Origin of the sequence: Herbaspirillum sp. C7C2 (assembly GCF_022627865.1) — a bacterium.
Classification (GTDB): Bacteria; Pseudomonadota; Gammaproteobacteria; order Burkholderiales; family Burkholderiaceae_D; genus Herbaspirillum; species Herbaspirillum frisingense.
This window is the reverse complement of the sequence record NZ_JABXGI010000008.1, coordinates 149362-175368: the sequence shown is the minus strand read 5'-3', so window position 1 is coordinate 175368 and position 26007 is coordinate 149362. Positions and strand designations below refer to the sequence as shown.

At 61.2% G+C, this 26007-nt stretch carries 27 protein-coding genes, 4 tRNA genes and 1 riboswitch; of the genes, 25 read left to right on the top strand and 6 right to left on the bottom strand.

The genetic code is table 11. The features are described 5' to 3' along the window. The 6 genes from HWE04_RS13600 to HWE04_RS13575 all read left to right on the top strand — a co-directional run bounded on the left by HWE04_RS13600 (nt 1) and on the right by HWE04_RS13575 (nt 4124). Nucleotides 1–76 (top strand) — tRNA-Gly (locus tag HWE04_RS13600). A 52-nt stretch (nt 77–128) separates the two neighbouring features. Beyond that, nucleotides 129–204 (top strand) — tRNA-Gly (locus HWE04_RS13595). 283 nt (nt 205–487) lie between these two features. Beyond that, nucleotides 488–1462, top strand: a complete 975-nt coding sequence (locus tag HWE04_RS13590) for a chemotaxis protein (RefSeq protein WP_006465609.1) — start codon at nt 488–490, stop codon at nt 1460–1462. A 169-nt stretch (nt 1463–1631) separates the two neighbouring features. After that, nucleotides 1632–2675, top strand: a complete 1044-nt coding sequence (cobT, locus tag HWE04_RS13585; protein WP_241812701.1) for a nicotinate-nucleotide--dimethylbenzimidazole phosphoribosyltransferase — start codon at nt 1632–1634, stop codon at nt 2673–2675. Beyond that, nucleotides 2668–3507 carry an adenosylcobinamide-GDP ribazoletransferase gene (locus HWE04_RS13580; RefSeq protein WP_241812700.1) on the top strand — a complete coding sequence of 280 codons (840 nt, stop codon included), beginning with the start codon at nt 2668–2670 and terminating at the stop codon, nt 3505–3507. The genes cobT and HWE04_RS13580 overlap by 8 nt, the downstream gene beginning before the upstream one ends. A gap of 2 nt (nt 3508–3509) precedes the next feature. Continuing rightward, nucleotides 3510–4124 carry a histidine phosphatase family protein gene (locus HWE04_RS13575; RefSeq protein WP_241812699.1) on the top strand — a complete coding sequence of 205 codons (615 nt, stop codon included), beginning with the start codon at nt 3510–3512 and terminating at the stop codon, nt 4122–4124. Nucleotides 4125–4157: 33 nt separating this feature from the next. On the opposite strand, the gene HWE04_RS13570 is transcribed toward HWE04_RS13575, so the two are convergent. Then, a complete protein-coding gene (locus HWE04_RS13570; RefSeq protein WP_241812698.1) occupies nt 4158–4811 on the bottom strand; it encodes a response regulator in 654 nt (217 codons plus the stop codon). Continuing rightward, on the bottom strand, nt 4804–6225 hold the full coding sequence (locus HWE04_RS13565) for a cache domain-containing protein (RefSeq protein WP_241812697.1): 1422 nt from the start codon (nt 6223–6225) through the stop codon (nt 4804–4806). The genes HWE04_RS13570 and HWE04_RS13565 overlap by 8 nt, the downstream gene beginning before the upstream one ends. A gap of 320 nt (nt 6226–6545) precedes the next feature. On the opposite strand from HWE04_RS13565, the gene HWE04_RS13560 reads away from it, so the two are divergent. The 8 genes from HWE04_RS13560 (at nt 6546) to HWE04_RS13525 (ending at nt 13483) form a co-directional block, all read left to right on the top strand. Continuing rightward, nucleotides 6546–6929, top strand: coding sequence for a response regulator transcription factor (locus tag HWE04_RS13560; RefSeq protein WP_077236995.1), 384 nt, complete (start codon nt 6546–6548; stop codon nt 6927–6929). Further along, on the top strand, nt 6926–7549 hold the full coding sequence (locus tag HWE04_RS13555) for a chemotaxis protein CheC (RefSeq protein ID WP_241812696.1): 624 nt from the start codon (nt 6926–6928) through the stop codon (nt 7547–7549). The genes HWE04_RS13560 and HWE04_RS13555 overlap by 4 nt, the downstream gene beginning before the upstream one ends. Beyond that, a complete protein-coding gene (locus HWE04_RS13550; RefSeq protein WP_241812695.1) occupies nt 7546–8508 on the top strand; it encodes a sensor domain-containing diguanylate cyclase in 963 nt (320 codons plus the stop codon). The genes HWE04_RS13555 and HWE04_RS13550 overlap by 4 nt, the downstream gene beginning before the upstream one ends. 219 nt (nt 8509–8727) lie before the next feature. Further along, nucleotides 8728–9240 (top strand): hypothetical protein, encoded by a 513-nt coding sequence (locus tag HWE04_RS13545; RefSeq protein WP_241812694.1) that lies wholly within the window; start codon nt 8728–8730, stop codon nt 9238–9240. A 152-nt stretch (nt 9241–9392) separates the two neighbouring features. Beyond that, nucleotides 9393–10271 carry a protease HtpX gene (htpX, locus tag HWE04_RS13540; RefSeq protein WP_241812693.1) on the top strand — a complete coding sequence of 293 codons (879 nt, stop codon included), beginning with the start codon at nt 9393–9395 and terminating at the stop codon, nt 10269–10271. Between the two features lie 175 nt (nt 10272–10446). Continuing rightward, nucleotides 10447–12087: a YbaL family putative K(+) efflux transporter gene (gene ybaL / locus HWE04_RS13535; protein ID WP_006465598.1), complete on the top strand. Its 1641-nt coding sequence runs from the start codon at nt 10447–10449 to the stop codon at nt 12085–12087. A gap of 95 nt (nt 12088–12182) precedes the next feature. Continuing rightward, nucleotides 12183–12351: riboswitch (FMN riboswitch) on the top strand. A gap of 88 nt (nt 12352–12439) precedes the next feature. Next, on the top strand, nt 12440–12955 hold the full coding sequence (locus tag HWE04_RS13530) for a 6,7-dimethyl-8-ribityllumazine synthase (RefSeq protein ID WP_006465597.1): 516 nt from the start codon (nt 12440–12442) through the stop codon (nt 12953–12955). A 213-nt stretch (nt 12956–13168) separates the two neighbouring features. Next, on the top strand, nt 13169–13483 hold the full coding sequence (locus HWE04_RS13525; RefSeq protein ID WP_241812692.1) for a hypothetical protein: 315 nt from the start codon (nt 13169–13171) through the stop codon (nt 13481–13483). A 129-nt stretch (nt 13484–13612) separates the two neighbouring features. Here HWE04_RS13525 and HWE04_RS13520 read toward each other — a convergent pair whose 3' ends face one another. Continuing rightward, a complete protein-coding gene (locus tag HWE04_RS13520; protein ID WP_102663985.1) occupies nt 13613–14167 on the bottom strand; it encodes a DUF2242 domain-containing protein in 555 nt (184 codons plus the stop codon). Between the two features lie 369 nt (nt 14168–14536). On the opposite strand from HWE04_RS13520, the gene HWE04_RS13515 reads away from it, so the two are divergent. Next, nucleotides 14537–14680 (top strand): hypothetical protein, encoded by a 144-nt coding sequence (locus tag HWE04_RS13515; RefSeq protein WP_233207655.1) that lies wholly within the window; start codon nt 14537–14539, stop codon nt 14678–14680. 85 nt (nt 14681–14765) lie between these two features. On the opposite strand, the gene HWE04_RS13510 is transcribed toward HWE04_RS13515, so the two are convergent. Both HWE04_RS13510 and HWE04_RS13505 read right to left on the bottom strand, forming a co-directional pair. Beyond that, nucleotides 14766–15695, bottom strand: coding sequence for a hypothetical protein (locus HWE04_RS13510; protein WP_241812691.1), 930 nt, complete (start codon nt 15693–15695; stop codon nt 14766–14768). A gap of 247 nt (nt 15696–15942) precedes the next feature. Then, nucleotides 15943–16029 (bottom strand) — tRNA-Leu (locus HWE04_RS13505). 305 nt (nt 16030–16334) lie between these two features. Between HWE04_RS13505 and HWE04_RS13500 the strand changes: the two genes are divergently transcribed. The 5 genes from HWE04_RS13500 (at nt 16335) to HWE04_RS13480 (ending at nt 20807) form a co-directional block, all read left to right on the top strand. Continuing rightward, nucleotides 16335–17201, top strand: a complete 867-nt coding sequence (locus HWE04_RS13500) for an alpha/beta fold hydrolase (RefSeq protein ID WP_234296350.1) — start codon at nt 16335–16337, stop codon at nt 17199–17201. Between the two features lie 70 nt (nt 17202–17271). Further along, on the top strand, nt 17272–17622 hold the full coding sequence (locus HWE04_RS13495) for a RidA family protein (RefSeq protein ID WP_006712677.1): 351 nt from the start codon (nt 17272–17274) through the stop codon (nt 17620–17622). Between the two features lie 6 nt (nt 17623–17628). Continuing rightward, on the top strand, nt 17629–19881 hold the full coding sequence (locus tag HWE04_RS13490) for a RelA/SpoT family protein (RefSeq protein WP_241812690.1): 2253 nt from the start codon (nt 17629–17631) through the stop codon (nt 19879–19881). A gap of 124 nt (nt 19882–20005) precedes the next feature. Then, nucleotides 20006–20082 (top strand) — tRNA-Val (locus HWE04_RS13485). A 317-nt stretch (nt 20083–20399) separates the two neighbouring features. Next, a complete protein-coding gene (locus HWE04_RS13480) occupies nt 20400–20807 on the top strand; it encodes a response regulator (RefSeq protein WP_006712681.1) in 408 nt (135 codons plus the stop codon). Between the two features lie 82 nt (nt 20808–20889). Here HWE04_RS13480 and HWE04_RS13475 read toward each other — a convergent pair whose 3' ends face one another. Further along, nucleotides 20890–21075, bottom strand: coding sequence for a hypothetical protein (locus tag HWE04_RS13475; RefSeq protein WP_241812689.1), 186 nt, complete (start codon nt 21073–21075; stop codon nt 20890–20892). A gap of 372 nt (nt 21076–21447) precedes the next feature. Between HWE04_RS13475 and thrS the strand changes: the two genes are divergently transcribed. The 5 genes from thrS (at nt 21448) to pheS (ending at nt 26004) form a co-directional block, all read left to right on the top strand. Then, nucleotides 21448–23355 (top strand): threonine--tRNA ligase, encoded by a 1908-nt coding sequence (gene thrS, locus HWE04_RS13470; protein ID WP_006712685.1) that lies wholly within the window; start codon nt 21448–21450, stop codon nt 23353–23355. A 73-nt stretch (nt 23356–23428) separates the two neighbouring features. Beyond that, a complete protein-coding gene (gene infC, locus HWE04_RS13465; protein ID WP_077237003.1) occupies nt 23429–23950 on the top strand; it encodes a translation initiation factor IF-3 in 522 nt (173 codons plus the stop codon). Nucleotides 23951–24201: 251 nt separating this feature from the next. After that, entirely contained in the window at nt 24202–24399 is a 198-nt protein-coding gene (gene rpmI, locus HWE04_RS13460) for a 50S ribosomal protein L35 (protein ID WP_006712688.1), read from the top strand. Nucleotides 24400–24423: 24 nt separating this feature from the next. Then, nucleotides 24424–24786 (top strand): 50S ribosomal protein L20, encoded by a 363-nt coding sequence (gene rplT / locus HWE04_RS13455; protein WP_006712690.1) that lies wholly within the window; start codon nt 24424–24426, stop codon nt 24784–24786. A gap of 189 nt (nt 24787–24975) precedes the next feature. Then, nucleotides 24976–26004 carry a phenylalanine--tRNA ligase subunit alpha gene (pheS, locus tag HWE04_RS13450; RefSeq protein ID WP_006712692.1) on the top strand — a complete coding sequence of 343 codons (1029 nt, stop codon included), beginning with the start codon at nt 24976–24978 and terminating at the stop codon, nt 26002–26004. Nucleotides 26005–26007 lie beyond the last annotated feature (3 nt).

The window sequence follows — 26007 nt, the reverse complement described above, 5'->3', positions numbered from 1 at the left end:
GCGGGAGTAGCTCAGTTGGTAGAGCGATACCTTGCCAAGGTATAGGTCGAGAGTTCGAGACTCTTCTCCCGCTCCAGTTTCAAGGCAGGCGGCTTCGGTTTCCTGTTGCAGTAGATGTCAGTTCCCATGCGGGAGTAGCTCAGTTGGTAGAGCGATACCTTGCCAAGGTATAGGTCGAGAGTTCGAGACTCTTCTCCCGCTCCAAGTTGAAAAAGGAAGCCTTCGGGCTTCCTTTTTTGCTTTCCGGCTCGCATTTCCAGCAGCCCACGGTTTTTCTTCCCTGCCGGCGCAGCGGCCTTGCTCCCTGGGCGTTGCCCATCCTTCTGCCAGGATGTCTCTCGTGACGTCGTATTTCAGCCTGATTCAAATTGCAGAAAATCAAAAAAATCGTATATCAGTGATTGCCTGATTGCCACGGCCAACTTTCCCAACTACATTGCTGGAGCAGGTCTTTACCTGTCACATCCATTCGAATCGGGGGGAAGATATGGATAGTTTCCAGAAAGAGATCGATGAGAGAACCAATCTCACCGCATCTAACAAATTCGAGCTGCTGCTATTCCGTCTGGGGGCGGATCCTTACGGCGAGCGCTCTGAGCTGTTCGGCATCAACGTCTTCAAGATCCGCGAAATCGTGCCCATGCCGCCCGTCACCAAGGCGGCCGGGACGCAATCGCCGATGCTGGGCATGGTCAACATCCGGGGCCAGATCATTTCGGTCATCGACTTGCCGGCCGTGGTCGGCTGTGTACCCAAGACCGGCCTGAACATCCTGCTGGTCACCGAATATGCCCGCAGCACCCAGGCCTTTGCGGTGGAGTCGGTGGACGAGATCGTGCGCCTGGAGTGGAGCCAGGTGCTGTCGGCCGAAACCAGCAGCGGCGGCGCCTTCGTCACCAGCATTGCGCGCCTGGACAACGACAAGGACACCAGCCGTCTGGCTCAGGTGCTGGACGTCGAGCAGATCCTGCACGAGATCATGCCCAGCGACCGTCACCTGAAGATGGAAAGCCTGGAGAAGAGCACCGGTCATGGCATCCGTCCGGGGACCGTGGCCATTGCCGCGGACGATTCCAAGGTGGCACGCTCGCTCATCGAGCAGGGCTTGCGGGCCATGGAGATTCCCTTCGAAATGCACGTCACCGGCAAGGAAGCCTGGGAGAAGATCCAGAAACTGGCCAAGGAAGCACGCGCCGAGGGCAAGCCGATCTCCGACAAGATTTCCTTCGTCCTGACCGATCTGGAAATGCCCGAAATGGATGGCTTCACGCTGACCCGCAATATCAAGCGTGAAGATTTCCTCAAGAGCATTCCCGTCATCATCCACTCCTCATTGTCCGGTTCGGCCAACGAGGATCACGTGCGCAGCGTGGGGGGCGACGCCTATGTCGCCAAGTTCGAAGCCAACGAGCTGGCCTCGACCATCTACGGCGTGCTGGACAAGGCGGCCGTGAAGGCCTGATCGGGGTCGCCACCACGGGCCGGCCAACAGCGGTCAAGGGCAGGGAGTCGCAGGGCGCCCTGCCTTTTTTGCGTCCGCACCGCGCTTCGTCGTCGCCGTCGGTCGCGGCGATCTCTTATACTGTCGCTCCCTTGATCCTGCCGCGCCATGCGGCGCCCAGCACGACGCCATGCAGATTCCCACCCTCGTTTCCACCCACGATGCCGCGCTGGTCGCGCGCCTGGATGCGCGCATCAACGACAAGACCAAGCCACAGGGCAGCCTCGGCGCGCTGGAGCGCCTGGCGCGCCAGATCGGACTGATCCAGGCGACCGATCGGCCCACCCTGCGGCGGCCGGCCATCGTCATCTGTGCCGGTGACCACGGGGTGACGGCAGAGGGCGTCTCCGCTTATCCGCAAAGCGTGACCTGGCAGATGGTCGAAAATTTCCTGGCCGGCGGCGCCGCGATCAATGTCTTTGCGCGACAGAACGAATGCGCGCTGACCATCGTCGATGTCGGCGTCAATCATGATTTCGGTGTTCGTACCGGCCTGCTGGATCGCAAGATTGCCTACGGCACTGCCAACTTCTGTCTTGGCCCGGCAATGACGGCGGTGCAATGCGAGAGCGCCATCCAGGCGGGGCTGCAGTGGGCCGCGTCGGTGGATGCGGACGTGCTCGGTTTTGGCGAGATGGGGATCGGCAATACGACTGCGGCGGCCGCCTTGATGGCCGCGCTGACCGGCATGGCCGTGGAGGATTGTATCGGCGCCGGCACCGGGCTGGACCAGCAGGGCATGGCGCGCAAGGCCGATGCCATCACGCGGGCGCTGCGCCTGCATGCGCAGGGGAGTACGCCACTGGCGCCGCTGGAACAACTGGCGGCGCTGGGTGGCCTGGAGATTGCCTTCATGGTCGGCGCCATGCTGGGCGCCGCCAAGCGGCGCCTGGTCCTGCTGATCGACGGTTTCATCGTCACGTCGGCGCTGCTGGTGGCGGCGGCCTTGCAGCCGGCGGTGCTGGACTACTGCGTGTTTTCCCACTGCTCCGACGAGGCCGGCCACGCTCGCATGCTGCAGTATCTGCAGGCCCGACCGCTGATGCAGCTGGATCTGCGCCTGGGCGAGGGCACCGGCGCTGCGCTGGCCTTGCCCCTGCTGCGGGCGGCCGTCAATTTCCTGGAACAGATGGCGACCTTCTCCTCGGCCAGCGTCAGCGCTAAACATGGCTGATCCGCGCCAGGACCCCGGGGACTCCAGGGACTCCACATCCGGCACGGGCCTGCTGTATCAGCTGCGGCTGTTCTTCATCGCCCTGCAGTTCTTCACGCGCCTGCCGATTCCGCGCTGGGTTGGCTTCCGGCCGGAATGGCTGCAGCGTTGCACGCGCTATTTCCCGCTGGTGGGCTGGATCGTGGCCTGGGTCTGCGCCCTGGTGTATCTGCTGGCAGTGCAGTTCTGGCCACATCTGCTGGCGGTGCTGTTGTCGACGGCGGCGGGTATCTGGCTCACCGGGGCGTTTCACGAGGATGGCTTTGCCGACGTCTGCGATGGACTGGGTGGCGCAGTAGGGCGCGAGCGGGCGCTGGAGATCATGCGCGATTCACGCCTGGGCAGCTATGGCGTGATCGGGATGGTCCTGCTACTGGCCCTCAAGGTGGCTGCGCTCAACGCGCTCCTGCCCTTGCAGGTGCTGGCCGTACTGGGCATGGCCCATCCGGTGTCGCGCTGGCTGGCCACCTGCCTGATCTGGCGCATGGACTACGTGCGCGAGCAAGGCAAGGCCAAGCCGCTGGCCCAGCACCTGCATGGCGGTGAATTCCTGCTCGCTTCGCTGTGCGCGGCGCTACCGGTGATCGGCGTGTGGGCGCTCGGCCTCATGTCGTGGCAACGCATCGTGGTGGGCGTGCTGCTCGCGGCGCTCGCTGCCGGCTGGCTGGCGCGACGTTTCCATCGGCGGCTGGGGGGCTACACCGGCGATTGCCTGGGCGCGGTCCAGCAAATGAGCGAAACCGCGTTCTATCTGGGCGCGCTGGCCACGCTGCCTGGCTGGTGGACTGCCTGACCATGCAGCTCTACCTGATCCGCCATCCGCAGCCGGTATTGGACCAGCACACCTGCTATGGCCGCAGCGATATCGCAGTCGCACCCGAGGTGCAGCAGCAGTGCCTGGAACAACTGCTCACGCAACTGCCGCGCGATGTGCCGGTGTTCAGCAGTCCTCTGCGTCGCTGCGCCGGGCTCGCGCAACTGCTGGCGGTGCAGCTGGGGCAGGCAGGCGCGGAGCTGGAACGTGATCTGCAGGAAATGGATTTCGGCAGTTGGGAATTGCGCCGCTGGGACGATATCCCCTGGGCCGAGGTCGAGGCCTGGAACCAGGACCTGCTGCACCATGCACCCGGTGGCGGCGAGACACTGCCGGCGATGGCCCGGCGCATCTGGCAGGCCCTTGAGCGCCTGCGCGCACGCGCTCTACCGGCTGCCATCGTGGTCTGCCATGCGGGATCGATCCGCATGCTGCACGCCTGCGCCCAGTGGCGCGCAGAGCAGGGTGACATGCTGGCCCCGCAGCAGCAGGCATACGAAGATATTGCCCTGCGCGCCATGGCGCAGCGACGCCAGATCGGGTTTGGGGAATTGATCAGCCTGAGCTTGCCCGCCATGCCCACACCAGCGGCGTGACGTGCATCATGCCGGCCAATCGGCCTGCACCCGTCAGGACGTGCCGGTGCTGTTGCGTGACTCCACCGCGAACTTGATCAGCTCGGCCTGCCCATCGATGTTGAGCTTGCGCTTGATGTTGAGTCGATGCGTTTCCACCGTGCGTACGCTCAGGTCCAGCTCGCGGGCAATCTGCTTGTTCGATTCGCCGTTGGCGATGTGCTGCAGCACCTCCCGTTCGCGCTGCGTGAGCAGGTCGCGCGGCGGCAGCGACTGGGTCAGCTGGCGTGCCAGTGCCGCGCTGTAGTAGATGCCGCCCGAACGCACGGTCTCGATGGCCTGCACGATATCCTGGCTGGGCGCATCCTTGAGCACATAGCCACGGGCGCCGGCCTGGATCGATTGCATCACGTATTCAGCCTTGTCATGCATGCTCAGGATGAGCACCGCGATTTCCGGATGCAGGGCGTGGAAGCGGGCGGTCAGCTCGATCCCGTTAATGCCGCGCATGTTGATGTCCATCAGCGTGAGGTCGATCTGCTGCGCGCTGGCGGCGGCCAGCGCTTCCTCGGCGTTGCTGGCTTCGGCCACCACCAGCAGGCCGGGTACCATTTCCAGGCGTGCCCGCAAGCCGTCCCGCACCAGCGGATGGTCGTCGATGAGCATGATGCGGGTCAGTGCCGGTGCGATGGGAATGAATTCAGCCATGGGAGGAGAGGAACAGGGAAGAACGGGGAATGATGGCGCTGATGCTGGTGCCGGCGGCCGACGAATCGATCGCCAGTTCGCCGCCCACCGACTCCATGCGCTCGCGCATGTTGCGCAGACCGATGCCGTGGCGCGAGTGATCATCCACCTGGCCCAGGTCGAAGCCGCAGCCATTGTCCTGGACTTGCAGCATGATCAGGTTGTGGCCACCGTAGAGGCGCATCCTGATCTGGCTGGCGTGCGCATGGCGGGCGATGTTGGTCAGCGCCTCCTGGGCCACCCGGAAGAGCACCGTATTGACCACGTCGGACAGCGGCGCGCCATCGCCGATGTTGCCTTCGCTGACGAAGGTGATGCGGCTTTCCGTGCGCCCGACACCATCGCCGTCGCTGTCGCCGACTGCATCGCGCCATTCAACGCAGAGATGTTCCAGTGCCGCCGCCAGGCCGAGGTCGTCCAGGATGGCCGGACGCAGGTCGTGCGAGATGCGCCTTACTTCGGCCAGCACCCCATTGATCTGGGTCGCGGTCTTCTCGAAGCCCAGCCGCGCCTGGGCGGCCTGCTCGGGTGTGCCGCGCAAGCGTTCCAGGGCTGCCTCGATCTGCAGCTTGATCGACACCAGCCATTGGCTGATGCCGTCATGCAGATCGCGTGAGAGGCGGGCGCGTTCTTCTTCCTGCGAGCGCACCACGCGCTGCGCCAGCTGGCGCAGCTTGGCGTCGGCCACGCGGTGTTCGCTCAGGTTCAGCAGGACGCCGGCCAGGCCCACCACCAGCGCGCTGGAAAGTGCAATGGCGGCGATCAGCAGCATGGTCCGGCGCAGGTGGCCGGAGTTCTGGTGATCCACCTGGGCCAGCGCCTTGTCGACGTCGTCGAGATAGATGCCGGTGCCGATCACCCAGCCCCAGCGAGGCAGGCTGATCACATAGCCCAGCTTGGGCGCCACCGCCTTGCTGGAGGGCTTGCGCCACAGGTAATGTTCGAAGCCGCCGCCCTGATGGGCCAGCGTGATCAGGTGCTGGATGGTGAGGCTGCCGGACTCGTCGCGCCAGTCCCACATGTCCAGTCCCACCAGTTCCGGCTGGCGCGGGTGGACGATGTTGCGGCCATGGTCGTCATAGACAAAGAAATAGCCGTCGTCGCCGAACTCCATGTCGGCCAGGATGCGACGCGCCTCTTCCTTGATGGCGTCGTCGCTGCGCCCGGTGTCGTAGAGATGGGCCAGCGCGTGCTGCGCCAGGTCCACGTAATGCCGCAATTCGGTGTTCTTGCTGGCCAGATAGGCCGCTTCGATGGTGGCGCGCTGCTGGCGGGCCAGCTCCACCGCCTGGTAGCGCACCACCAGCGCAATGGCGGCAAAAGCCAGTCCTAGGGGAACAATGGCAAGGAAAATGATCTTCTGACGCAGCTTCATGCCCGCGATTCTACCCAAGGGCTGCCGACGCCGCCGAAAATCTGCATTGCTCCGGCATCACGATATTGCCGCAGGTCAAGATGTCGGCTGCAGTGGCGTGAGAAAGCGGTCCCACCGGAGTAATATTCATGTTGCATCTTTGACAGATGCACGTTTTATCAGGGATTCCCCCATACGGCCCGGCTTGATTTTGATTTATCATTCTTAAATGTCTGACAACTTGTCAGTAGGTGTCAGCATTTATCCAGTTTTTCTACATTTTCGTTCAGCTGTTTGTTTTCAGCTTGCATTCAGCTTTCTGATAGTCAAAGTGATTCAAGATGGTTAATGACGCAACAGGCAAGACCCTCCTCATCGTCGACGACAGCAAGGTATCGCGCATGGTGATCAAGGCCCATGTGCTGGCGGTGCACCCGGATTGGCAGGTGGTGGAAGCGGCCAGCGGGGAAGAGGCGATTCGCGTGGTGCAGCAGAATGTGCCGCATTACTGCACGATGGACATCAACATGCCTGGCATGCTCGGCACCGATGCGGCCGAGCAGATCCTGCAGCAGCAACCGAGCGTGCGGGTGGCGATCTTCTCGGCCAATATCCAGGAGGCCGCGCAGACGCGGGCCCAGCAACTGGGCGCCGTGTTCGTCGCCAAGCCGGTCACGGAAAAGTCGATTGCCCAGGCCTTGCTGCATTTCCGGGGACCGGTGTGAGCATCCTGTCGGAAATCGAACGCGATGCCCTGACCGAGATCTTCAACGTCGGTGCCGGTCGCGCGGCGCAGAGCCTGTCGGAAATCGTCGGCGATGAAGTGCGCCTGACCGTGCCTTCGGTGGAGGTCTTGCGCACCGACGCCATCAACGAGCTACTGCTACCGCGTATCCAGGGCCGCTTTGCCACGGTGAGCCAGAATTTCTATGGCCCCTTCGATGCCGAGGCGGTCCTGCTCTTCACCGAAGACCGGGCGCTGTCCATCGTGCGTGACATGATGGGGTCGCAGATGAGCCTGGACCAGTTGGCCGAGTTCGAGCGCGAAGCCATGTGCGAACTGGGCAACATCATCCTCAATGCCTGTCTGTCGGCCATGGCGGACATGCTGGAAATCACGCTCAACAGCTCCCTGCCGCAGTACGTGGTGTCCTCCCCGGAGGAGATTTCCTCGCGCCTGTCGGAGGTGCAGTCCGACGAGCGCTATGTGCTGGTCCTGCACATCGACCTGGTCATCGAGAAACACCAGACCGACGGCCATCTCATCTTCCTGCTCAGTTCCACCTCCTTGCACGCACTGGTCGAGCATGTCCAGGCCTATCTGAGGAAGATCGAGTTGACATGAGCAGTTTCGTTGCCGGGCGCTTCCGCTTGGAGGACGTCTACGACCAGCTCAATTGCGGCCTGGTCATGCTGGACAGGGACTTGAACATCCTGCTGTGGAACGCCTGGATGGCGCGCCACAGCCGTGTGCCTGCCGGCGCTGCCATCAATGCTGACTTCGCTGCGCTGTTTGCGGGACAGGTCACGCCAGCCCTGTTACGCGCGCTGGACAACACCCTCAGATACGGCCTGCCATCACTGCTCTCCAGCGCCTTGCACCGTTCGCCCTTGCCGCTCTACCCGCACCATCCGGGCGGGCAGAGGGAGGGCGTCCAGAGGATGGCGCAGTCGGTGGTGCTCACGCCCATCGATAATCCGGATGGCCAGCGCCTGTGCCTGATGCAGGTCACCGACGCCAGCAATTCGGTCAAGCGCGAGAAGATGCTGCTGTCCCATTCGGAAGTGCTCAAGCGCCAGGTCGGTACCGATGGCCTGACCGGCATCCCCAATCGCCGCTACTTTGACGAGAACTACGCCCGTGCCTTGCAGCGGGTGCAGGAAGAGGGTGGAATGTTCTCCCTCTTCATGATCGACGTCGATTATTTCAAGCAGTACAACGACCTCTATGGTCACGGCGGCGGCGATCGCGTGCTCAAGCGCGTGGCGGAGACCCTGCGCGCGCACCTGCAGCGCCCGGATGACGTGCTGGCGCGCTATGGTGGCGAGGAATTCATCCTCCTGGTCCGCAATCTGCAGCCGCAGCAGGCTGCCGAGCTTGGGGAGGCATTGCGCCAGGCGGTCTATCAGCTGGCCGAGCCCCATGACAAGTCACTCGTCGAACGGCGCCTGACCATCAGCGTCGGTGTCTGCACGCGTGAACTGCAGGACGATACCGACGGTCGTCAGCTGCTGGAAGCGGCCGATGCCGCGCTCTACCGCGCCAAACTCGGTGGCCGCAACAAGGTGGTCTCCATCACCTAGGCCAATTTCTTCACCTTTGTGTAAAACAAGGGCAATTTATTGGAAACCCTTGCTCAGCAAGCATGTCAGAAGCTGGCAGGGTGCTTATCAACAGGCTTGTTCACAGCTTTTGTGGATAACTTTCCTGCCAGCTTGATTCTGGGGAGAATGCTCGGCAGATGGTCGACAGCGGGCTGGCGGGGATATTGCGTATAATGCCGGGCCGTCATTGCTGACGAAATGCTGACGGATATTTCCTTTTTGACGCCTGTGGGTTGGGCCTACTCTTGCTCCGTTTTTCCACCTGACAAGGATTTGATGCGCCGATTGCTGCTCCTGTTGTTGACTCTGCTGATCCCGCTGCAATTGCTGGCAGCCACGGGAGAGTCACAGCTTCGCGAGCAGTTGCGCACCGAATTGCACAACGCATCGCACTCCGCTGCTGGTGCGGCTTCTTGCCTGCAGGCCGGACCCGACCTGCGTGGCTGGCACGCATTGACGGCGCTGGCGGGTGTAACTGATTTGGCTGATGTGGCTGGCGTGGCCGGCGCGACCGCCAGCGAGCCCGGTGCGCCCGTGGACGATGATGATGACCGGCCCTCGCTACAGGGTGAGCTGGAAGACCCCACCTTGCCGGCGCGCATCGCCACCCCGGAGCTGCTCTGGTACCCGTTTCCCCACGCCTTTTCGGCAATCCCTGCCTGGTCTTCCTACCTGCGAGACCAGTTGCGGCCGCCACCATTGGTGGCCTGAGCGCGCCTGATCTGCTCGCGGCCTTGCCGCCTCCCCAGTGATGGCCCCGCCACTGGCGGTGCGCTCCCTCTTTGATTTCCCGTGTTCCCGTTTCCCCAGTCTTGGCGACCGGCCCGTGCCGGACGCTTTCATTTCGTTCTACAGGAAAAACCATGAAACGCATTGTTCTCTTCCTCGTTACCAACCTGGCCGTGATGCTGGTCCTGAGCGTCACAGCCAGTCTGCTCGGGGTGAATCGCTACCTCACCGCCAATGGCCTCAACTTCGGCATGCTGCTGGTGTTCTGCGGCCTGATGGGGTTTGGTGGCTCCTTCATTTCGCTGTTCATGTCCAAGACCATCGCCAAGTGGTCGACCGGTGCGCGCGTGATCGAGCAACCGCAGAATTCCACCGAACTGTGGCTGCTGCAGACCGTCCAGACCCTGGCCGCCCGCGCCCAGTTGCCGATGCCCGAAGTGGCGGTCTATGACGGCCCGCCCAATGCCTTCGCCACGGGTGCCAGCAAGAGCAATTCGCTGGTGGCGGTGTCTACCGGCCTGCTGCAGGGCATGACCAAGGAAGAAGTGGAAGCCGTGCTGGCCCATGAAGTGGCGCACATCGCCAATGGCGACATGGTGACGCTGACCCTGATCCAGGGCGTGGTCAATACCTTCGTGATGTTTTTCGCCCGCATTGTCGGCTACTTCGTCGACTCCTTCCTGCGTCGCAACAACGAAGAAAATTCCGGCCCTGGCATCGCCTACATGGTGACCGTCTTCGTCTGCGAGATCGTGTTCGGCATCCTGGCCAGCATCATCGTCATGTACTTCTCGCGTCAGCGCGAGTATCGCGCCGATGCCGGTGCCGCCACGCTCATGGGTTCCCGCGCGCCGATGATCAATGCCCTGCGTCGCCTGGGTGGCCTGCAATCCGACGGTCTGCCGCAGAACCTGCAGGCGTCCGGCATTTCGGGGCGTGAGGCCTGGCTGGGGCTGTTTTCCAGCCATCCGCCGCTGGAGTCGCGCATCGCCGCCCTGCAGGCAGCCCGCTGATCGCCACGGCGCAGTGACCGCAGGCGGCGGACCAGTGGCGTCGCGCCAAGCGCCGCAGTTCGCCGCCGTGGTCGGCCGACGGCCATGTTAGTCTTTGCGTGGTCGTCGGTGTCCTTCGTGCTTTATCTGCAGTCATCTCCATCAATTTCATCCACACAGAAAGGAACCCTGACTGATGCCCCATCACACCCCCCTGATTGCCACCATTGTCGCAGGCCTGGTGCTGGCCTTTATCTTCGGCACCCTGGCCCATCGTCTGAAAATGCCGCCGCTGATCGGTTATCTGGTCGCCGGTATCGCCATCGGCCCCTTTACTCCCGGTTTCGTGGGCGATGCCGACCTGGCCCAGGAGCTGGCCGAGATCGGGGTGATCCTGCTGATGTTCGGAGTGGGGCTGCACTTCTCGCTCAAGGACCTGCTGTCGGTCAAGAACATCGCCATCCCCGGGGCGGTCGCGCAGATCGCCATTGCGACCTTGCTGGGCATGGGCATGGGGTGGGTGCTGGGATGGCCGGTGGGTGAAGGTTTCCTGTTCGGCCTGGCCTTGTCGGTGGCCAGTACCGTGGTGCTGCTCAAGGCCCTGCAGGAGCGGCGCCTGGTGGAGACCCAGCGTGGGCGTATCGCAGTCGGTTGGCTGATCGTCGAAGACATTGCCATGGTGCTGGCGCTGGTGCTGATCCCGGCGCTGTCGGGCATCCTCGGCGGCAAGGGCGAGGCCCTGAGCGGCAATGCGGTGCTGCTGACGCTGGGGATCACCCTGGGCAAGGTGGTGGCCTTCGTGGCGGTGATGCTCATCGTCGGTCGTCGCGTCATTCCCTGGATCCTGGAGCGCATTGCCGATACCGGTTCGCGCGAACTGTTTCGGCTGGCAGTGCTGGCCATTGCGCTGGGCTTCGCATTGGGTTCGGCCTATGTGTTCGGTGTTTCCTTCGCGCTGGGGGCTTTCTTCGCGGGCATGATCCTGTCCGAATCCGAGTTGAGCCATCGCGCCGCCGAGGAATCCCTGCCGCTGCGTGACGCCTTCTCGGTGCTGTTCTTCGTTTCGGTCGGTATGCTGTTCGATCCTTCCATCCTGGTGCGCGAGCCCTTGCTGGTACTGGCGACAGTGCTCATCATCGTGATCGGCAAGTCGCTGGCGGCATTGATGATCGTGCGGGTCTTCGGACACCCGAATTCGACCGCCCTGACGATCTCGGCCAGCCTGGCGCAGATCGGTGAATTTTCCTTCATCCTGGCAACGCTGGGCCTGTCGCTGGACCTGCTCTCGCCGATGGCACGCGACCTGATCCTGGGCGGCGCCATCCTCTCCATCCTGCTCAATCCGCTCCTGTTCTCGCTGCTGGATCGCTACGAGGCACGCCAGCCCAAGGAGCCAGACGCCGACAATGTGCCACCGACCGTCGACCTGCAGGATCATGTGGTGCTGGTCGGCTATGGCCGGGTGGGGCGCGGCATCGGCGAGCAGCTGCGTGCCCAGGGTCGGCCCTTCGTGGTCATCGAGGCGCAACGGGAAAATCTGGATGCCCTGCGCAGCGCCGGTGTGCCGGCCCTGTATGGCAATGCCGCCCAGAGCGAACTGTTGAAGGCGGCCGCCGTGGACCGCGCACGCTGGTTGCTGGTGGCCATTCCCGAGGTATTCGAGGCCGGCCAGGTGATCGAGAATGCGCTGGAGCTGAACGCCGGGCTGCAGGTCGTGGCGCGGGCCCATTCGGATGCCGAGATCGAGCACCTGGAAAAACATGGTGCCCAGCGCGTCATCATGGGGGAACGCGAAATCGCCCGTGGCATGCTCGACATGGTGGGGCAGGGCGCCTGACGGTTCAGTTGACGCGTCGATGGCCTGCAGCAATTTTCCATGCATGCTAAAGTCGCGGCTGCTGCTGTGGCGGGCTCACTGTCCGCTGCGCAGCAACAAGTTCTCGGGGCGGGGCGAAACTCCCCACCGGCGGTAATCAGGCGAGGTCACCCGACCTCATCTGTAGCCCGCGAGCGCCCGGCCTGCCATCGCGGCAGGACGGGGTCAGCAGACCCGGTGTGATCCCGGGGCCGACGGTCATAGTCCGGATGAAAGAGAACGGAGTGTCCGGCATGGCAGCCCTGCGCGAGCAGTCTGCCTGCGGCCGCGCATTCCAACGCCCTGTTTAATCATCGAACAGGAGTCCTGAACCATGTCGCAATCGCATCTTTCTGCAGTGTCTTCCCACCACGGTCAACGTATCGCCTTCATCCAGGCTTGCTGGCACAAGGATATCGTCGACCAGTGCCGTATCGCCTTCACCGCGGAAATGGCCGCACTCGGCTGGCCGAGCAGCAGCATCGATTTCTTCGAACTGCCTGGCGCCTTCGAAATTCCCCTGCATGCCAAGGTCTTGGCCAAGACCGGCAAGTATGCCGGCATCGTCGCCAGCGGCCTGGTGGTCGATGGCGGCATCTACCGTCACGACTTCGTGGCACAGTCGGTCATTTCGGCGCTGATGCAGGTGCAGCTTGATACCGAAGTGCCGGTCTTTTCGGCCGTCTTGACCCCGCATCACTTCCATTCCCATAGCGAGCACCACCAGTACTTCCACGAGCATTTCCTGGTCAAGGGCAAGGAAGCGGCACAGGCATGCGCTACCACCGTGGCCAAGCTGGCGGAGGTGCGGGCTGCGGAGGCTGCGCGGCATAGCCTGAACGCGGCATGAGCGCGGCCTGAACGTGGGCTGCGAGCGGGCTCAATGAGGTCGGCCGGGCGCGCAGGCGGCTCGCGCAGGGGGGGGGGCGGATTCAAATATCCGTTCACATTTTGCTTAACGATTGTGAAGCATTTGCTTACAACCCTTACGGCTTTGGCCTAGAGTTGTCAGGATTGGCGGGCTATATTCACGCTACGTAATCCAGAACAACGAGGAGCTATCGTGAAAAAGTCGATTCCCCTGATGGCCGGCCTGGCCGTCTTCGCTGCCGTAGCCGGCCTGTCGGCCGCTCCGGCCATGGCCGGGCATGTCTCGATCGGCGTGAACATCGGCGTGCCGGGCGCCTACGTGGCTCCGCAGCCGGTCTACGTGCAGCCAGCACCGGTGTACGCACCGCCGCCGCCGGTCTATGTCCGGCCGGCTCCGGTCTACTACGGTCCGCCGCCGGTCTATGTGGCGCCGGGGTATTACCACCGTGGGCACCATCATCGTCACTGGCATCGTCCGCCACCGCCTCCAGGTTACTGGCATCGTTGATGTAGGGGGCGGGCGGTACCTGGTGATGCCAGGTGTGCCGGCGAAAAAAATGGCGGCCGAGGCCGCCATTGTCGTATCCGCGATGTGAACCTTTACGCAGGAGTGGTAAGCCTCGCGATTGAGCCCGGCTTACTTCTTGGTGGGGGCGGCTTCGTCGTCGACGTCCACCAGCAGATAGCGCTCTGCCGCGCCGAAGAAGCGGTCATAGAAATCGGGCGAGCGGATGGTCTCGCTGGAGACGCGCACCATGGAGTCGTCGCTGGCGGCGAAGGGCATCGACACCGAACCCAACACGCTGACCCCGAGGCTGGCCGAACTGTTGCTCTTCTTGATGCCGTAGCCATCCTGGGTAGCGCTGGCAAACATGGTCGAACTCTTGCCGTTGCCATTGGAGGCGCAGACGACGTGAAAAGCGATTTCCATGTGCTTGTCGCTGGCCGGTTGGAAGCTCTTGTTGCCATCCATGGTGTTGTCGGTAGAGCGGCTGATGACATAGCCCTGGCCCAGCAACGCACGGCGCGCGGCCTCGCAGACGGCCTTTTCGCTACCGGGGAAGCTGCGCGAGAAGGCGCTGGTATCGCTGAATTCTTCCTGGTGGTAGAAGGCGGTCTTGCCGGTGGAGCAGGCGGTCAGTCCAAGGGCGAGGACCAGGGTGAGCGGGACATAAACACACGGGCGCGACATGCAGCTAATCTCCGGCGACAAAAAATGGTGGCTGAATTGTAAAGGATTCGCCTGACGCAGGGTTTGGGCAGATGGTAAAGATCGGTAACAGAAGGCTTATCATCGAGTGAGAACAGATGTGAAGAGATTCGCAAGTCCCTTGCGTGAAGGTAAAATCACTTGTGAAATTGCCTGACTGAAAGTATCGTTAGGTGAGTCAAGAAAGTGGCGTTCGGGAGTGATCTTCCATCGGGACGATCATGAATCTGCGCAGCGAGCTGGGCAAATTCGCATACGGCCTCGTCAAGGATAATGGATAAAAATCAGAAAGCGGAATTGGCGCGCATCCAGAGGGAACTGGTGGATGCACACAATAAGGCTGCGTGGCAGATGGCTGCCACGATCATCAAGGCTTCGCTGGTCAAGAATGGCATGGATCAGCCGCCCACCGCGGCTGAACTGGCCGACCTCAATGCCACCATCACCAATCTGCGCAGCGTGGCCGAGGATGCGCTGGAGTTGCTCAAGCGCTGATCTTGCGCCGGACTGCACCGGCGGGGCTGCTTGCCCGAGCAGGCCATATCGGCTCATCGTTCCTTCCATACACATCATGCCGACATCAAGAGTGCTCGCTGCCTTCAGGGGCTGCTGGCGGCCGACGTCGTTGGCGGCGCTTCAGGTAGTACAGCATGGCCGTCAAGCTCGCCAATCCCAATGCCCAGTTTCTCTGATGAAGCTGATATGCCGCTGATGTTCCCGGCAGGGTAATCAAACCATTCAAGACGGCGCTCGGCCCCATGGCCAGCGTCAGACTGGCGCTTAAATTGAACAAGCGACCCAGGGCGCCAGGTGATGCGCCCAGTCCCTCGGCAACCAGCAAGACCGGCAGCGCCAGGAAGCTCAGGTTTTCCATCCTGCGGAGCTGGGGATAGAAATGTCCCAATCCAGTGGCAATGCCATGAAAGCTCAGTACCAGGATGATGCCGGCGACCACGTATAGGCTGCTGCGCAGCGCCCGCCTGATTTTTTCTGCGCGGGAGTACGACGACGTGGTACGCACGGGAGGCTGATTGAAATACTGCGTGACCTCCTTGCGCGTGATCAGGTAGAGCAGTCCGGCTACGAAAGGGCACAGGGCCAGGATATATGCCCATTTCAGGTTCGAAGCCACCATGGGTGCCAGCAACGGAAGCGGGAATACGATCAGGCTGACGTAGAAGATGAGGCGCGCCCACTTTTTCGCAGCCAGGAATCCCCATGCCAGCAGCGGGTTGTAGATTAGGCAAAGGGTCAGGGACACGATCGCGATGATGGCCTGTGACCTGACCGGGAACGGCAGGGACGACGTGGCGACATTCCAGTAGTAGCGGCCCAGCAGAAGCATCCAGATGCACATCATCCCCGCGCTGATCAGTGCGGCGTAAGCCATGATGGGCACCACCGACGGCGTTGACGGCATTGAAGGAGAAATCGGCGGAAGTGCCGGGGACTCCTCGGCTTGCCCATGGAGTTCAGGTGGGGTGGGCGAGGGTGGGGCGGCGGTATTCATGTTGAGATCGGGCGGTTTTTCTTTCCTGGTGGCCCGTTTAATGGAAAATAATTGCCTATATTAACTCGAATTTCTGAACGGAAATGTTTTCGGGGCGGACGCGACCGGAAAAGAAAAGCCAGGCTCGCCGTGGGTACTGCCATTCTTTGGCGCATGGCCGGCGATGGGAGGGCGGGATTTTGTGGGGAGCGGTGGCGTCTGTTCAGTCCACTGCCAGTAATTGCTGAACCGCGTTGCTGTGAACCTCTGGTGGGGGTAGTCGGAATCGAACCGACAAGGCCTTGCAGCCGAGGGATTTTAAGTCCCTTGTGTCTACCAATTTCACCATACCCCCGGTGCGACATCAGCCGGTCAGTGCGCATGCACGCCAGTTGCGCTGTCGTGACGATCGCCAAGACATCAGCGATGTCGGCGATGGCCGCCGAAAAGGCAGGCATTATAGCAGCGACTTATGTTGCGATATGGATTTTTTCCTAAGGAAAAGTCCCTGTTTTCCGGGCGCGCCTTTCCGGTACGCCGACCCCGTCCATTCGGATAGGTGCCAGAGCATTTCACCGGGGACGAAGTGAGCCATTTCCGGACGAGAAGCCGGTTCGAGATAGTAGAATGATGACTTCTTTCACCAGAAAAGCCGTCATCATGACTGAAGCCGTAGTCAAGACAGTGCAATGCATTTCGCCCGCCGGGCTGCATACCATGGCCTACAAGGAATGGGGCGATGCCCGCAATCCCAATGTGCTGGTGTGTGTGCACGGGGTGACCCGGGTCTCCGACGATTTCGACCGCATGGCCCGTGAGCTCTGCGATACCTATCGCGTGATCTGCCCCGACGTGGTCGGTCGCGGGCGCTCCGGGCGCCTGGCCAATCCGCAGTTCTATACGGTGCCGCAATACGTCAGCGACATGGTCACCCTGCTGGCACGGGCCGATGCCGAGATCGTGGACTGGTTCGGCACTTCGATGGGCGGACTGATCGGCATGGCACTGGCGTCGCTGCCGGGTAATCCGATCCGGCGCCTGGTGCTCAACGATATCGGCCCCTCCATCAATGGCGCGGCGCTGGCGCGCATCGGCGATTACATCGGCCAGGATGTGCGTTTCGACAGTTTCGAGGAAGCTGCGCAGTACATTCGTACCATCTCGGCCAGCTTTGGCCATCATAGTGATGAGGAGTGGCACAAGCTGGCCAGGGATGTGCTGCGTCAGAACGAGGATGGCAAATGGGTGCGCCATTACGATCTGGCGCTGGCGGTGCCGTTCAAGCTGACCACGCCGGAAGCGGCCAGTGCCGCCGAGCAGATGCTGTGGGCTGCCTATGACGCCATCACTTGCCCGACGCTGCTGGTGCGCGGCGCCCAGTCCGATCTGCTGCTGCCCGAAGTGGCGCAGGAGATGACCCGTCGTGGCCCCCAGGCCAGGCTGGTGGAATTCCCCGAGGTCGGTCATGCGCCGACCTTCATGCATGCCCCGCAAATCGAGGTGGCGCGTCAGTTCCTGCTGGGTTGAACGTTCAATCCGGTAAATTTTTGTCATGTGCCGGTTGCTGCTGAGCCGGCTTACCTATAAGGAAAATCCCATGCCCATTCAACGCCTGCACGTCGGCAAGCGCCTCTCCGAAGTGGCCATCCACAACGGCACCGTCTACCTGGCCGGCCAGATCGCCGAAGACGCCACCCAGAACATCGAAGGCCAGACGCGTGAAGTACTGGGTCATATCGACCGTCTGCTGGCCGAGGCCGGCAGCGACAAGACCAAGATCCTGTCGTGCCAGATTTTCCTGTCCGATGTGAAGGATTTTGCTGGCATGAATTCGGTCTGGGACGAATGGGTCGCCCCCGGCAACGCGCCGCCGCGCGCCACCGTCGAAGCCAAGCTGGCCCGTCCTGAACTGCTGGTGGAAATCATCATCGTCGCCGCACAGAAGTAATCGTTTATGGTTTCGGTAGCAAGTACACAGGGCGAAGGCCTGGCGGCGATCACCGCCGGCCTCGCCCCCGAGGATGTGACGCGGGTCGAGCAGGCGCTGGCCGAGCTCGAACCGTTGTATGCCGACAGGCAGATCCTGTCCGGGCAGAACGCCTTGCAATTCGCGGTTTCCGTGGCCACCGTGCTGACGGCGCTCAATGTCGATGCGGCCACCCGCATCGCCGGACTGGCCTTTGAGGCGCAGATGCTGCATCCGGAGCTGGAAGAGAAGCTGGAAGAGCGCTTCGGCAAGGAGATCGCCGAGCTGGTGGGTAATGTGCGTCAGTTGATGCGCTTCCATAGCCTCAGCTTCCAGCCGCAGAACCAGGAGGTCCTGCGCGGCAAGAACGCCGCCCAGCAGGCGGCTGCCCAGGTGGAAACACTGCGCAAGATGCTCCTGGCCATGGCCACCGACATGCGGGCGGTGCTGGTACGCCTGGCCTCCCGCGTGGCGACCTTGCGCTACTTTGCCGAAACCAAGCAGGAGAACGAGGCCAGCGCCCAGTATGCGCGACAGACCTTCGACCTCTATGCGCCGCTGGCCAACCGCCTGGGCATCTGGCAGCTGAAGTGGGAGCTGGAGGATCTGTCGTTCCGCTTCCTGGAGCCGCAGACCTACAAGCGCATCGCCAAGATGCTGGAAGAAAAGCGCCTGGAGCGCGAGGCCTTCGTGGCCAGCGCGATTGCGCGCCTGCGCTCGGAAATGGCGGCCCAGGATATCCGGGCCGAGGTCAGTGGCCGGCCCAAGCACATCTATAGCATCTGGAACAAGATGCGCGGCAAGTCGATCGACTTTTCCGAGCTCTATGATGTGCGCGCCTTCCGTGTCATCGTCGACGACATCAAGACCTGCTATGCAGTGCTGGGCATCGTGCACGATATCTGGACGCCGATTCCCGAAGAGTTCGACGACTACATCTCCCGTCCCAAGCAGAACGGCTACCAGTCCCTGCACACGGTGGTGTTGGCCGAGGACGGTCGCGCCCTGGAAGTGCAGATCCGCACGCACGAGATGCATCACTTCGCCGAGTACGGGGTGGCGGCCCACTGGCGTTACAAGGAAAGCGGCGGCTCCAATTTCTCGGCACAGAAATACGACGAGAAGATTGCCTGGTTGCGTCAGCTTCTGGCCTGGAAAAATGAAGTCACCGACGCCGTCGTGGATCAGGAAGAGGTTCGCCGTGACTGGGTGCAAAAGCTCAAGTCGGCCACGCTGGATGAGCGCATCTACGTGCTCACGCCGCAGGCGAGGGTGATCGAGCTGCCCAGCGGCGCCACGCCGATCGACTTCGCCTATCACCTGCACAGCGATGTCGGCCATCGCTGCCGCGGCGCCCGCGTAGACGGGGTCATGGTGCCGTTGAATACGGTGCTCAAGAATGGTCAGACGGTGGAGATCATCACGGCCAAGAGCGGCGCCGGTGTCGGGCCGTCGCGCGACTGGCTGAGCCCCGGTTATGCTGCCAGCTCACGCACCCGGTCCAAGATCCGCGCCTGGTTCAATGCCATCGAGCAGCAGGAGACCCTGTCGGTCGGTCGCGGCCTGCTGGAAAAGACCCTGCAGCGCGAGGGCAAGACGGCTGTCAACCTGGAAGAGCTGGCGCAGAAGCTGGGCTTTGCCAAGGTGGACGACCTGTGCCTGTCGTTGGCCAAGGAAGAGTTCAGCCTGCGTCATGTCGAGCAGGCTTTGCATGAAGGCCAGGACAAGAAGCCCGAGATCGACGACGAGGCGCTGATTACCCGCAAGAGTCGCGCCTCCAGCATCGTGCAGGGTGCCAAGTCCGGCGTGCTGGTGGTCGGCACCGATGGTTTGCTGACGCAACTGGCGCGCTGCTGCAAGCCAGCGCCGCCGGATGTGATTGCCGGCTTCGTCACGCGCGGCAAGGGAGTGTCGATCCATCGGGTGAACTGCAAGAATTTCGCCGAGATGGCCTCGCATGCGCCCGAGCGGGTGATCCAGACCACCTGGGGTGCCCCGGCGCGGGATACGGTCTATCCGGTCGATATCTTCGTGCTGGCCAGTGATCGTCAGGGTCTGCTGCGCGATATCTCCGATATCTTCCTGCGAGACAAGATCAATGTGATCGGGGTGAGCACGCAAAGCGTGAAGGGGCATGCACGCATGGCCTTTACCGCCGAGATCGGTTCGACCGAACAATTGCAGAAAGCCCTGACGGTGATCCGCGATGTGAAGGGTGTGATCGAGGCCAAGCGACAATAGGGGAGGGCGAGCAGGGAAGGATTGCGGGGTAGGGGGTGGCAGGAGGTATGGAAATTATTTTAATTTTTCATCATTTACCTCTTGGCAAATTTTGAAAAGCCTCCTATACTCTCGCTTCTTCGTTAGGCGCGTAGCTCAGCTGGTTAGAGCACTACCTTGACATGGTAGGGGTCGTTGGTTCGAGTCCAATCGTGCCTACCAATTCTTCCGTTGCAGTGTTGTGCGGGTGGGTTGGCGAAGATAAAAACGCAAAAGGAAGCGCATCGGCGGCTTCCTTTTTTGTTTTGTGGCCCCACATTGAGATCTCCCATTGTTCCCGTCTTTCTTTCCCATGGTGCGGGAGATCTGAGGCAAGGCTGTTCCGCTGTTTGGGCGTAGCAGGGCGGAAGAGGGGTGTTTTTACGTGTTTGCGTGACATATGTTTCGCGAAAGCATCTAAAAATGCTTTACACTTGCGTCGAATTTTTTGTGAGTTTGCTCCTCAAACTCATATTCTCTACGGATGAACGAATTTTCCTATGGCAGCAGATGATCAGTATTTCCTCGTGGTTGATGACTTTTCGACGATGCGTCGTATTGTCAGCGGCCTGCTGAAGGAACTTGAATACACCAAGATGGCGGAGGCTGACGACGGTACGTCGGCCCTGAAAATCCTGGAAGCAGGTGCCATGCCGATCACGTTCGTGTTGACCGACTGGAACATGCCCGGCATGGACGGCCTGACGCTGCTCAAGAAGATTCGCGCCACGCCGTCCATGGCGCATCTGCCGGTGCTGATGATCACGGCCGAAGCCAAGAAGGAAAACATTGTCGAGGCCGCGCAGTCGGGAGCCGATGGTTATATCGTCAAGCCCTTCAATGCGGCGACGCTGAAGGACAAGATCGAGAAGATCCTGGCGCGACGCGCCAGTCTGGCCAAGGCCTGAGGCTGGTGGGTGGTCGGTGAGCAAAAAACGGCATCTGCGGATGCCGTTTTTGTTTTTGGTGCGGAGGATGGAGGGGCGGGACTCAGGCCAGGCCGAAGTAGCGGGCCACATCGCCGCGCGTCCAGGATTTGATGATATCTCCGTCAAGTAGTACGCGGTACTCCTCATGGCGCTCGCCGTTCTCCAGTTCCACGGTGCGACTCTGCAGGGTGTATTCCCGGTTGTTGATCACGGTCTGGTGCTCGGTGTGATTTTTCTGGTCCGACATGATGCTGGCCTCCCTCTATGGACTTGGATGCTAGCACGGTGGCGCCCCTCTGCGTACGCTGTGGCAAGGGTAAGTTGTGTCGATGGTCGAGGGAATTTGCTATAATAGCCATCTACGGTCGAGGTCACCTGTCAGTGGTAGCCTCCCGAATATCGATTCATCCCAATCTGTAAGAGTGAGAAAGGCAATCCGGTTATGACACCGCGAACTACCACCGAGGTTTTCACGCGACGCTAGTCGGGTTCTTTTTCGTCCTTTGAAAAAGCGCGGCTGGTCCGCGTTTTTTTTCGTCCGTCTTTTCGCCATTTTCCTTGGCGACCCTCTTTTACCCTCAATAGGCAAGGCAGTCACGCTGCCGACATGGAGTGCACAATGGTTTCAGTTCGTCTTCCCGATGGTTCGCAACGCCAGTTCGACAACCCGGTCACGGTAGCGCAGGTTGCTGCCAACATCGGCACCGGTCTGGCCAAGGCGGCCCTGGCTGGCCGCGTCGACGGCAAGCTGGTCGATACTTCCTACCTGATCGACAAGGATGCCGAGCTGGCCATCATCACCGACAAGGATCCCGATGGCCTGGAGGTGATCCGTCACTCCACCGCCCACTTGCTGGCTTACGCGGTCAAGGAGTTGTTCCCGGACGCCCAGGTCACCATCGGCCCGGTCATCGACAACGGTTTCTACTACGACTTCTCGTACAAGCGTCCCTTCACTCCGGAAGACCTGCAGGCCATCGAAAAGAAGATGGCGGAGCTGGCCAAGAAGGATGAGCCGGTGACCCGCAAGGTGCTGCCTCGCGACGAAGCGGTGGCCTACTTCAAGTCCATCGGCGAAGCCTACAAGGCCGAGATCATCGCTTCCATTCCGCAGAACGAGGATGTCTCGCTCTACACCGAAGGTAGCTTTACCGATCTGTGCCGCGGCCCGCACGTGCCTTCCACCGGCAAGCTCAAGGTATTCAAGCTGATGAAGCTGGCCGGTGCCTACTGGCGCGGGGACTCCAACAACGAGATGCTGCAGCGGGTCTATGGCACCGCCTGGGCCAAGAAGGAAGACCAGGAGGCCTACCTGCACATGCTGGAAGAGGCGGAAAAGCGCGATCACCGCAAGCTGGGCCGTGCGCTGGACCTGTTCCACTTCCAGGATGAGGCGCCGGGCCTGATCTTCTGGCATCCCAAGGGCTGGACTATCTGGCAGCAGGTCGAGCAATACATGCGTCGTGTCTACCAGGACAACGGCTATCAGGAAGTGAAGGCGCCGCAGATCCTGGATCGCTCGCTGTGGGAAAAGACTGGTCACTGGGAAAACTATCGTGAAAACATGTTCACGACCGAGTCGGAAAACCGCGCCTACGCGCTCAAGCCGATGAACTGCCCGGGCCACATCCAGATCTTCAACTCCGGTCTGCACAGCTATCGCGACCTGCCGCTGCGCTACGGCGAATTCGGTCAGTGCCATCGCAATGAGCCCTCGGGCGCGCTGCACGGGATGATGCGCGTGCGCGGCTTCACCCAGGACGATGGTCACATTTTCTGTACCGAAGACCAGATCCAGGAGGAAGTGGCTGCCTTCAACCGCGTGGTGCGCGAAGTCTACGATTGCTTCGGTTTCAAGGAAGTGGCGGTGAAGCTTGCCCTGCGCCCGGAAAAGCGCATTGGTGCCGAGGAAGTCTGGGACAAGGCCGAGAACGCCCTGCGCGAAGCCATCCGTGCCTCCGGTTCGGAGTGGGAAGAGCTGCCGGGAGAGGGCGCTTTCTATGGTCCCAAGATCGAATACCACCTGAAGGACTCCATCGGTCGCTCCTGGCAATGCGGCACCATGCAGGTGGACTTCTCCATGCCGGCCCGTCTGGGCGCCGAGTATGTCACTGAAGACAACAACCGTAAGGTGCCAGTGATGTTGCACCGGGCCATCGTCGGTTCGCTGGAGCGTTTCATCGCCATCCTGATCGAAAACCACGCCGGCGCGATGCCTTTGTGGCTGGCGCCAACACAAGTTGTCATCCTGAATATTTCCGACGCGCAAGCGGATTATGTGCAAAACGTTGCGCAAACGCTGAAAAAACAAGGGTTTAGGGTCGAGACCGATTTGCGCAACGAAAAGATTACCTATAAAATACGGCAGCATTCTATTCAGAAGCCGCCCTATATCTTGGTTGTCGGCGATAAAGAACGGGATGCAAACACTGTGGCCGTGCGTGCGCGGGGCAATGTCGATCTGGGCGTGATGTCCATCGACACCTTGGTGGAGCGCCTCAAGGATGAGGTTGCCGCCAAAGCCTGAGTCGGGGAAGCCTAGGGCTTCCTCCCAGCGCAAGAGCACGGCTTAATTTATTGGATTTTAAAAGGAAACTGCAATAGCTACTGACAAGTCGCATCGCCTCAACCGCGAGATCACTGCGCCGGAAGTACGCCTTTCGGGTGTTGAAAACGAGCCTCTGGGCATCGTCAGCCTGGCTGAAGCCTTACGTCTTTCCGAGGAGGCTGAAGTCGATCTGGTCGAGATTGCGCCGACCGCGCAACCTCCCGTCTGCCGCCTGATGGACTACGGCAAGTTCAAGTACCAGGAGCAGAAGAAGGCGCACGAGGCCAAGCTCAAGCAGAAGGTCATCCAGGTCAAGGAAGTCAAGTTCCGCCCGGGTACCGATGATGGCGATTACAACATCAAGCTGCGCAACCTCACCAAGTTCCTGGAAGACGGTGACAAGACCAAGATCACGTTGCGTTTCCGCGGCCGTGAAATGGCTCACCAGGAAATCGGCATGCGTGTGCTGGAGCGTCTGAAGGCAGACCTGGAACCTTACGGCCAGGTCGAGCAGTTTCCCAAGATGGAAGGCCGCCAGATGATCATGGTGCTGGCGCCGAAGAAAAAGAAGTAAATCTTTTTCTGTTGTTCAGTTTTAAGCAGTTAGCCGTATCAGGACGACATCTCTCCGGTGTCGTCCATGCCGCGAAAGCCGCGGCAGCGTAGGGCCGACAAAGGATTTGCAGGGCGCAGGCGACTGTGCCAGGCAAAAGCAGCGGGATTACCCGCTGTCAAATAAGTGAGAGCAGGCATCAAAGAGCAGCGAGTATTTGCTGCCACCTGCAATCATCAAAAAATGGAGCTGTCCGGAAGGACAGAGTTGCTATGCCTAAGATGAAATCGAAGAGCAGCGCGAAGAAACGTTTTCGCGTGCGCCCGGGCGGTACCGTCAAGCGCGGTCAAGCCTTCAAGCGTCACATCCTCACCAAGAAGACCACCAAGAACAAGCGTCAACTGCGCGGTACCGAGGGCGTCCATGAGACGAACCTGAATTCCGTTCGCGCAATGCTGCCGTTCGCTTAACCTCACCTACACTAAGGAGCTACTATGCCTAGAGTCAAACGTGGGGTAACAGCACGTGCCCGCCACAAGAAAGTCCTCGCACTCGCCAAGGGTTACCGCGGCCGTCGCAAAAACGTCTACCGTATCGCCAAGCAAGCAGTCATGCGTGCTGGTCAGTACGCGTACCGTGACCGTCGTAACAAGAAGCGCGTGTTCCGCGCACTGTGGATCGCCCGTATCAACGCCGCTGCGCGTTCGCACGGCGTGACCTACAGCGTGTTCATGAACGGCCTGAAGAAGGCTGCGATCGAACTGGATCGTAAGGTCCTGGCCGATATGGCTGTCACCGACAAGGCTGCATTCGCTGCCATCGTCAACCAGGTGAAGGCCAACATCGCTGCCGCCTAAATCGACAGCGCATGTGCGGTAGCCGGCTGCAACATCCACGACGCAAGTCAGACGAGCAGCCGGCGCTGCAAAATCCTGCGGGGCAGAGGTGTCACACCGATGCCCCGTATGTTTTTGATCCACGGTTTCGTGGATTTTTTTCCTTTTCGACTTCGTCGTCGGATTTTCGATTGGAGCGAGACTTACCGCATGAATCCCCTAGACCAACTCCTGGGCCAACTGGTCACGCAGGCGCAGGCTGATTTCGCCGCCGCGCCGGACGCCGCCGCACTGGAAAACGCCAAGGCCAAGTACCTCGGCAAGACCGGTCAGATCACCGAGCAGATGAAGGGGCTGGGCAAGCTGGCGCCGGAAGAGCGCAAGGTACAAGGGGCGATCATCAACGTCGCCAAGGAACAGATCGAAAACGCACTGACCGCACGCCGCGATGCTCTGGCCAATGCCCAGATGCAGGCGCGCCTGAATGCGGAAGCCATCGACGTCACCCTGCCTGGTCGTGGTCGCGGCGTGGGTGGTATCCATCCGGTGATGCGCTCCTGGCAGCGCGTCGAGGAAATCTTCCGTTCCATCGGCTTCGATGTCGCCGACGGTCCCGAGATCGAGACCGACTGGACCAATTTCACCGCATTGAACAGCCCCGAGAACCATCCGGCGCGCTCGATGCAGGACACCTTCTACATCGAAGGTCACGACACCCAGGGCAAGCCCCTGCTGCTGCGTACCCACACCAGCCCGATGCAGGTGCGCTACGCCCGCATGAACAAGCCGCCGATCAAGGTGATCGCGCCGGGCCGCACCTACCGCGTGGACAGCGATGCCACGCACTCGCCGATGTTCCACCAGGTCGAAGGCCTGTGGATCGCCGAGGACATCAGCTTCGCCGACTTGAAGGGCGTGTACCTCAACTTCGTCAAGGCCTTCTTCGAGACCGACGACCTGCAGGTACGTTTCCGTCCTTCCTATTTCCCCTTCACCGAACCCTCGGCCGAGATCGACATCGCCTTCGGCAGCGGCCCCCTCAAGGGGCGCTGGCTGGAAGTCTCCGGTGCCGGCCAGGTGCATCCCACCGTGGTGCGCAACATGGGGCTGGACCCCGAGCAGTACATCGGTTTCGCGTTCGGCTCCGGCCTTGAGCGCCTGACCATGCTGCGCTATGGCATCAATGACCTGCGCCTGTTCTACGAAGGCGACCTGCGCTTCCTGAAGCAATTCAATTAATCC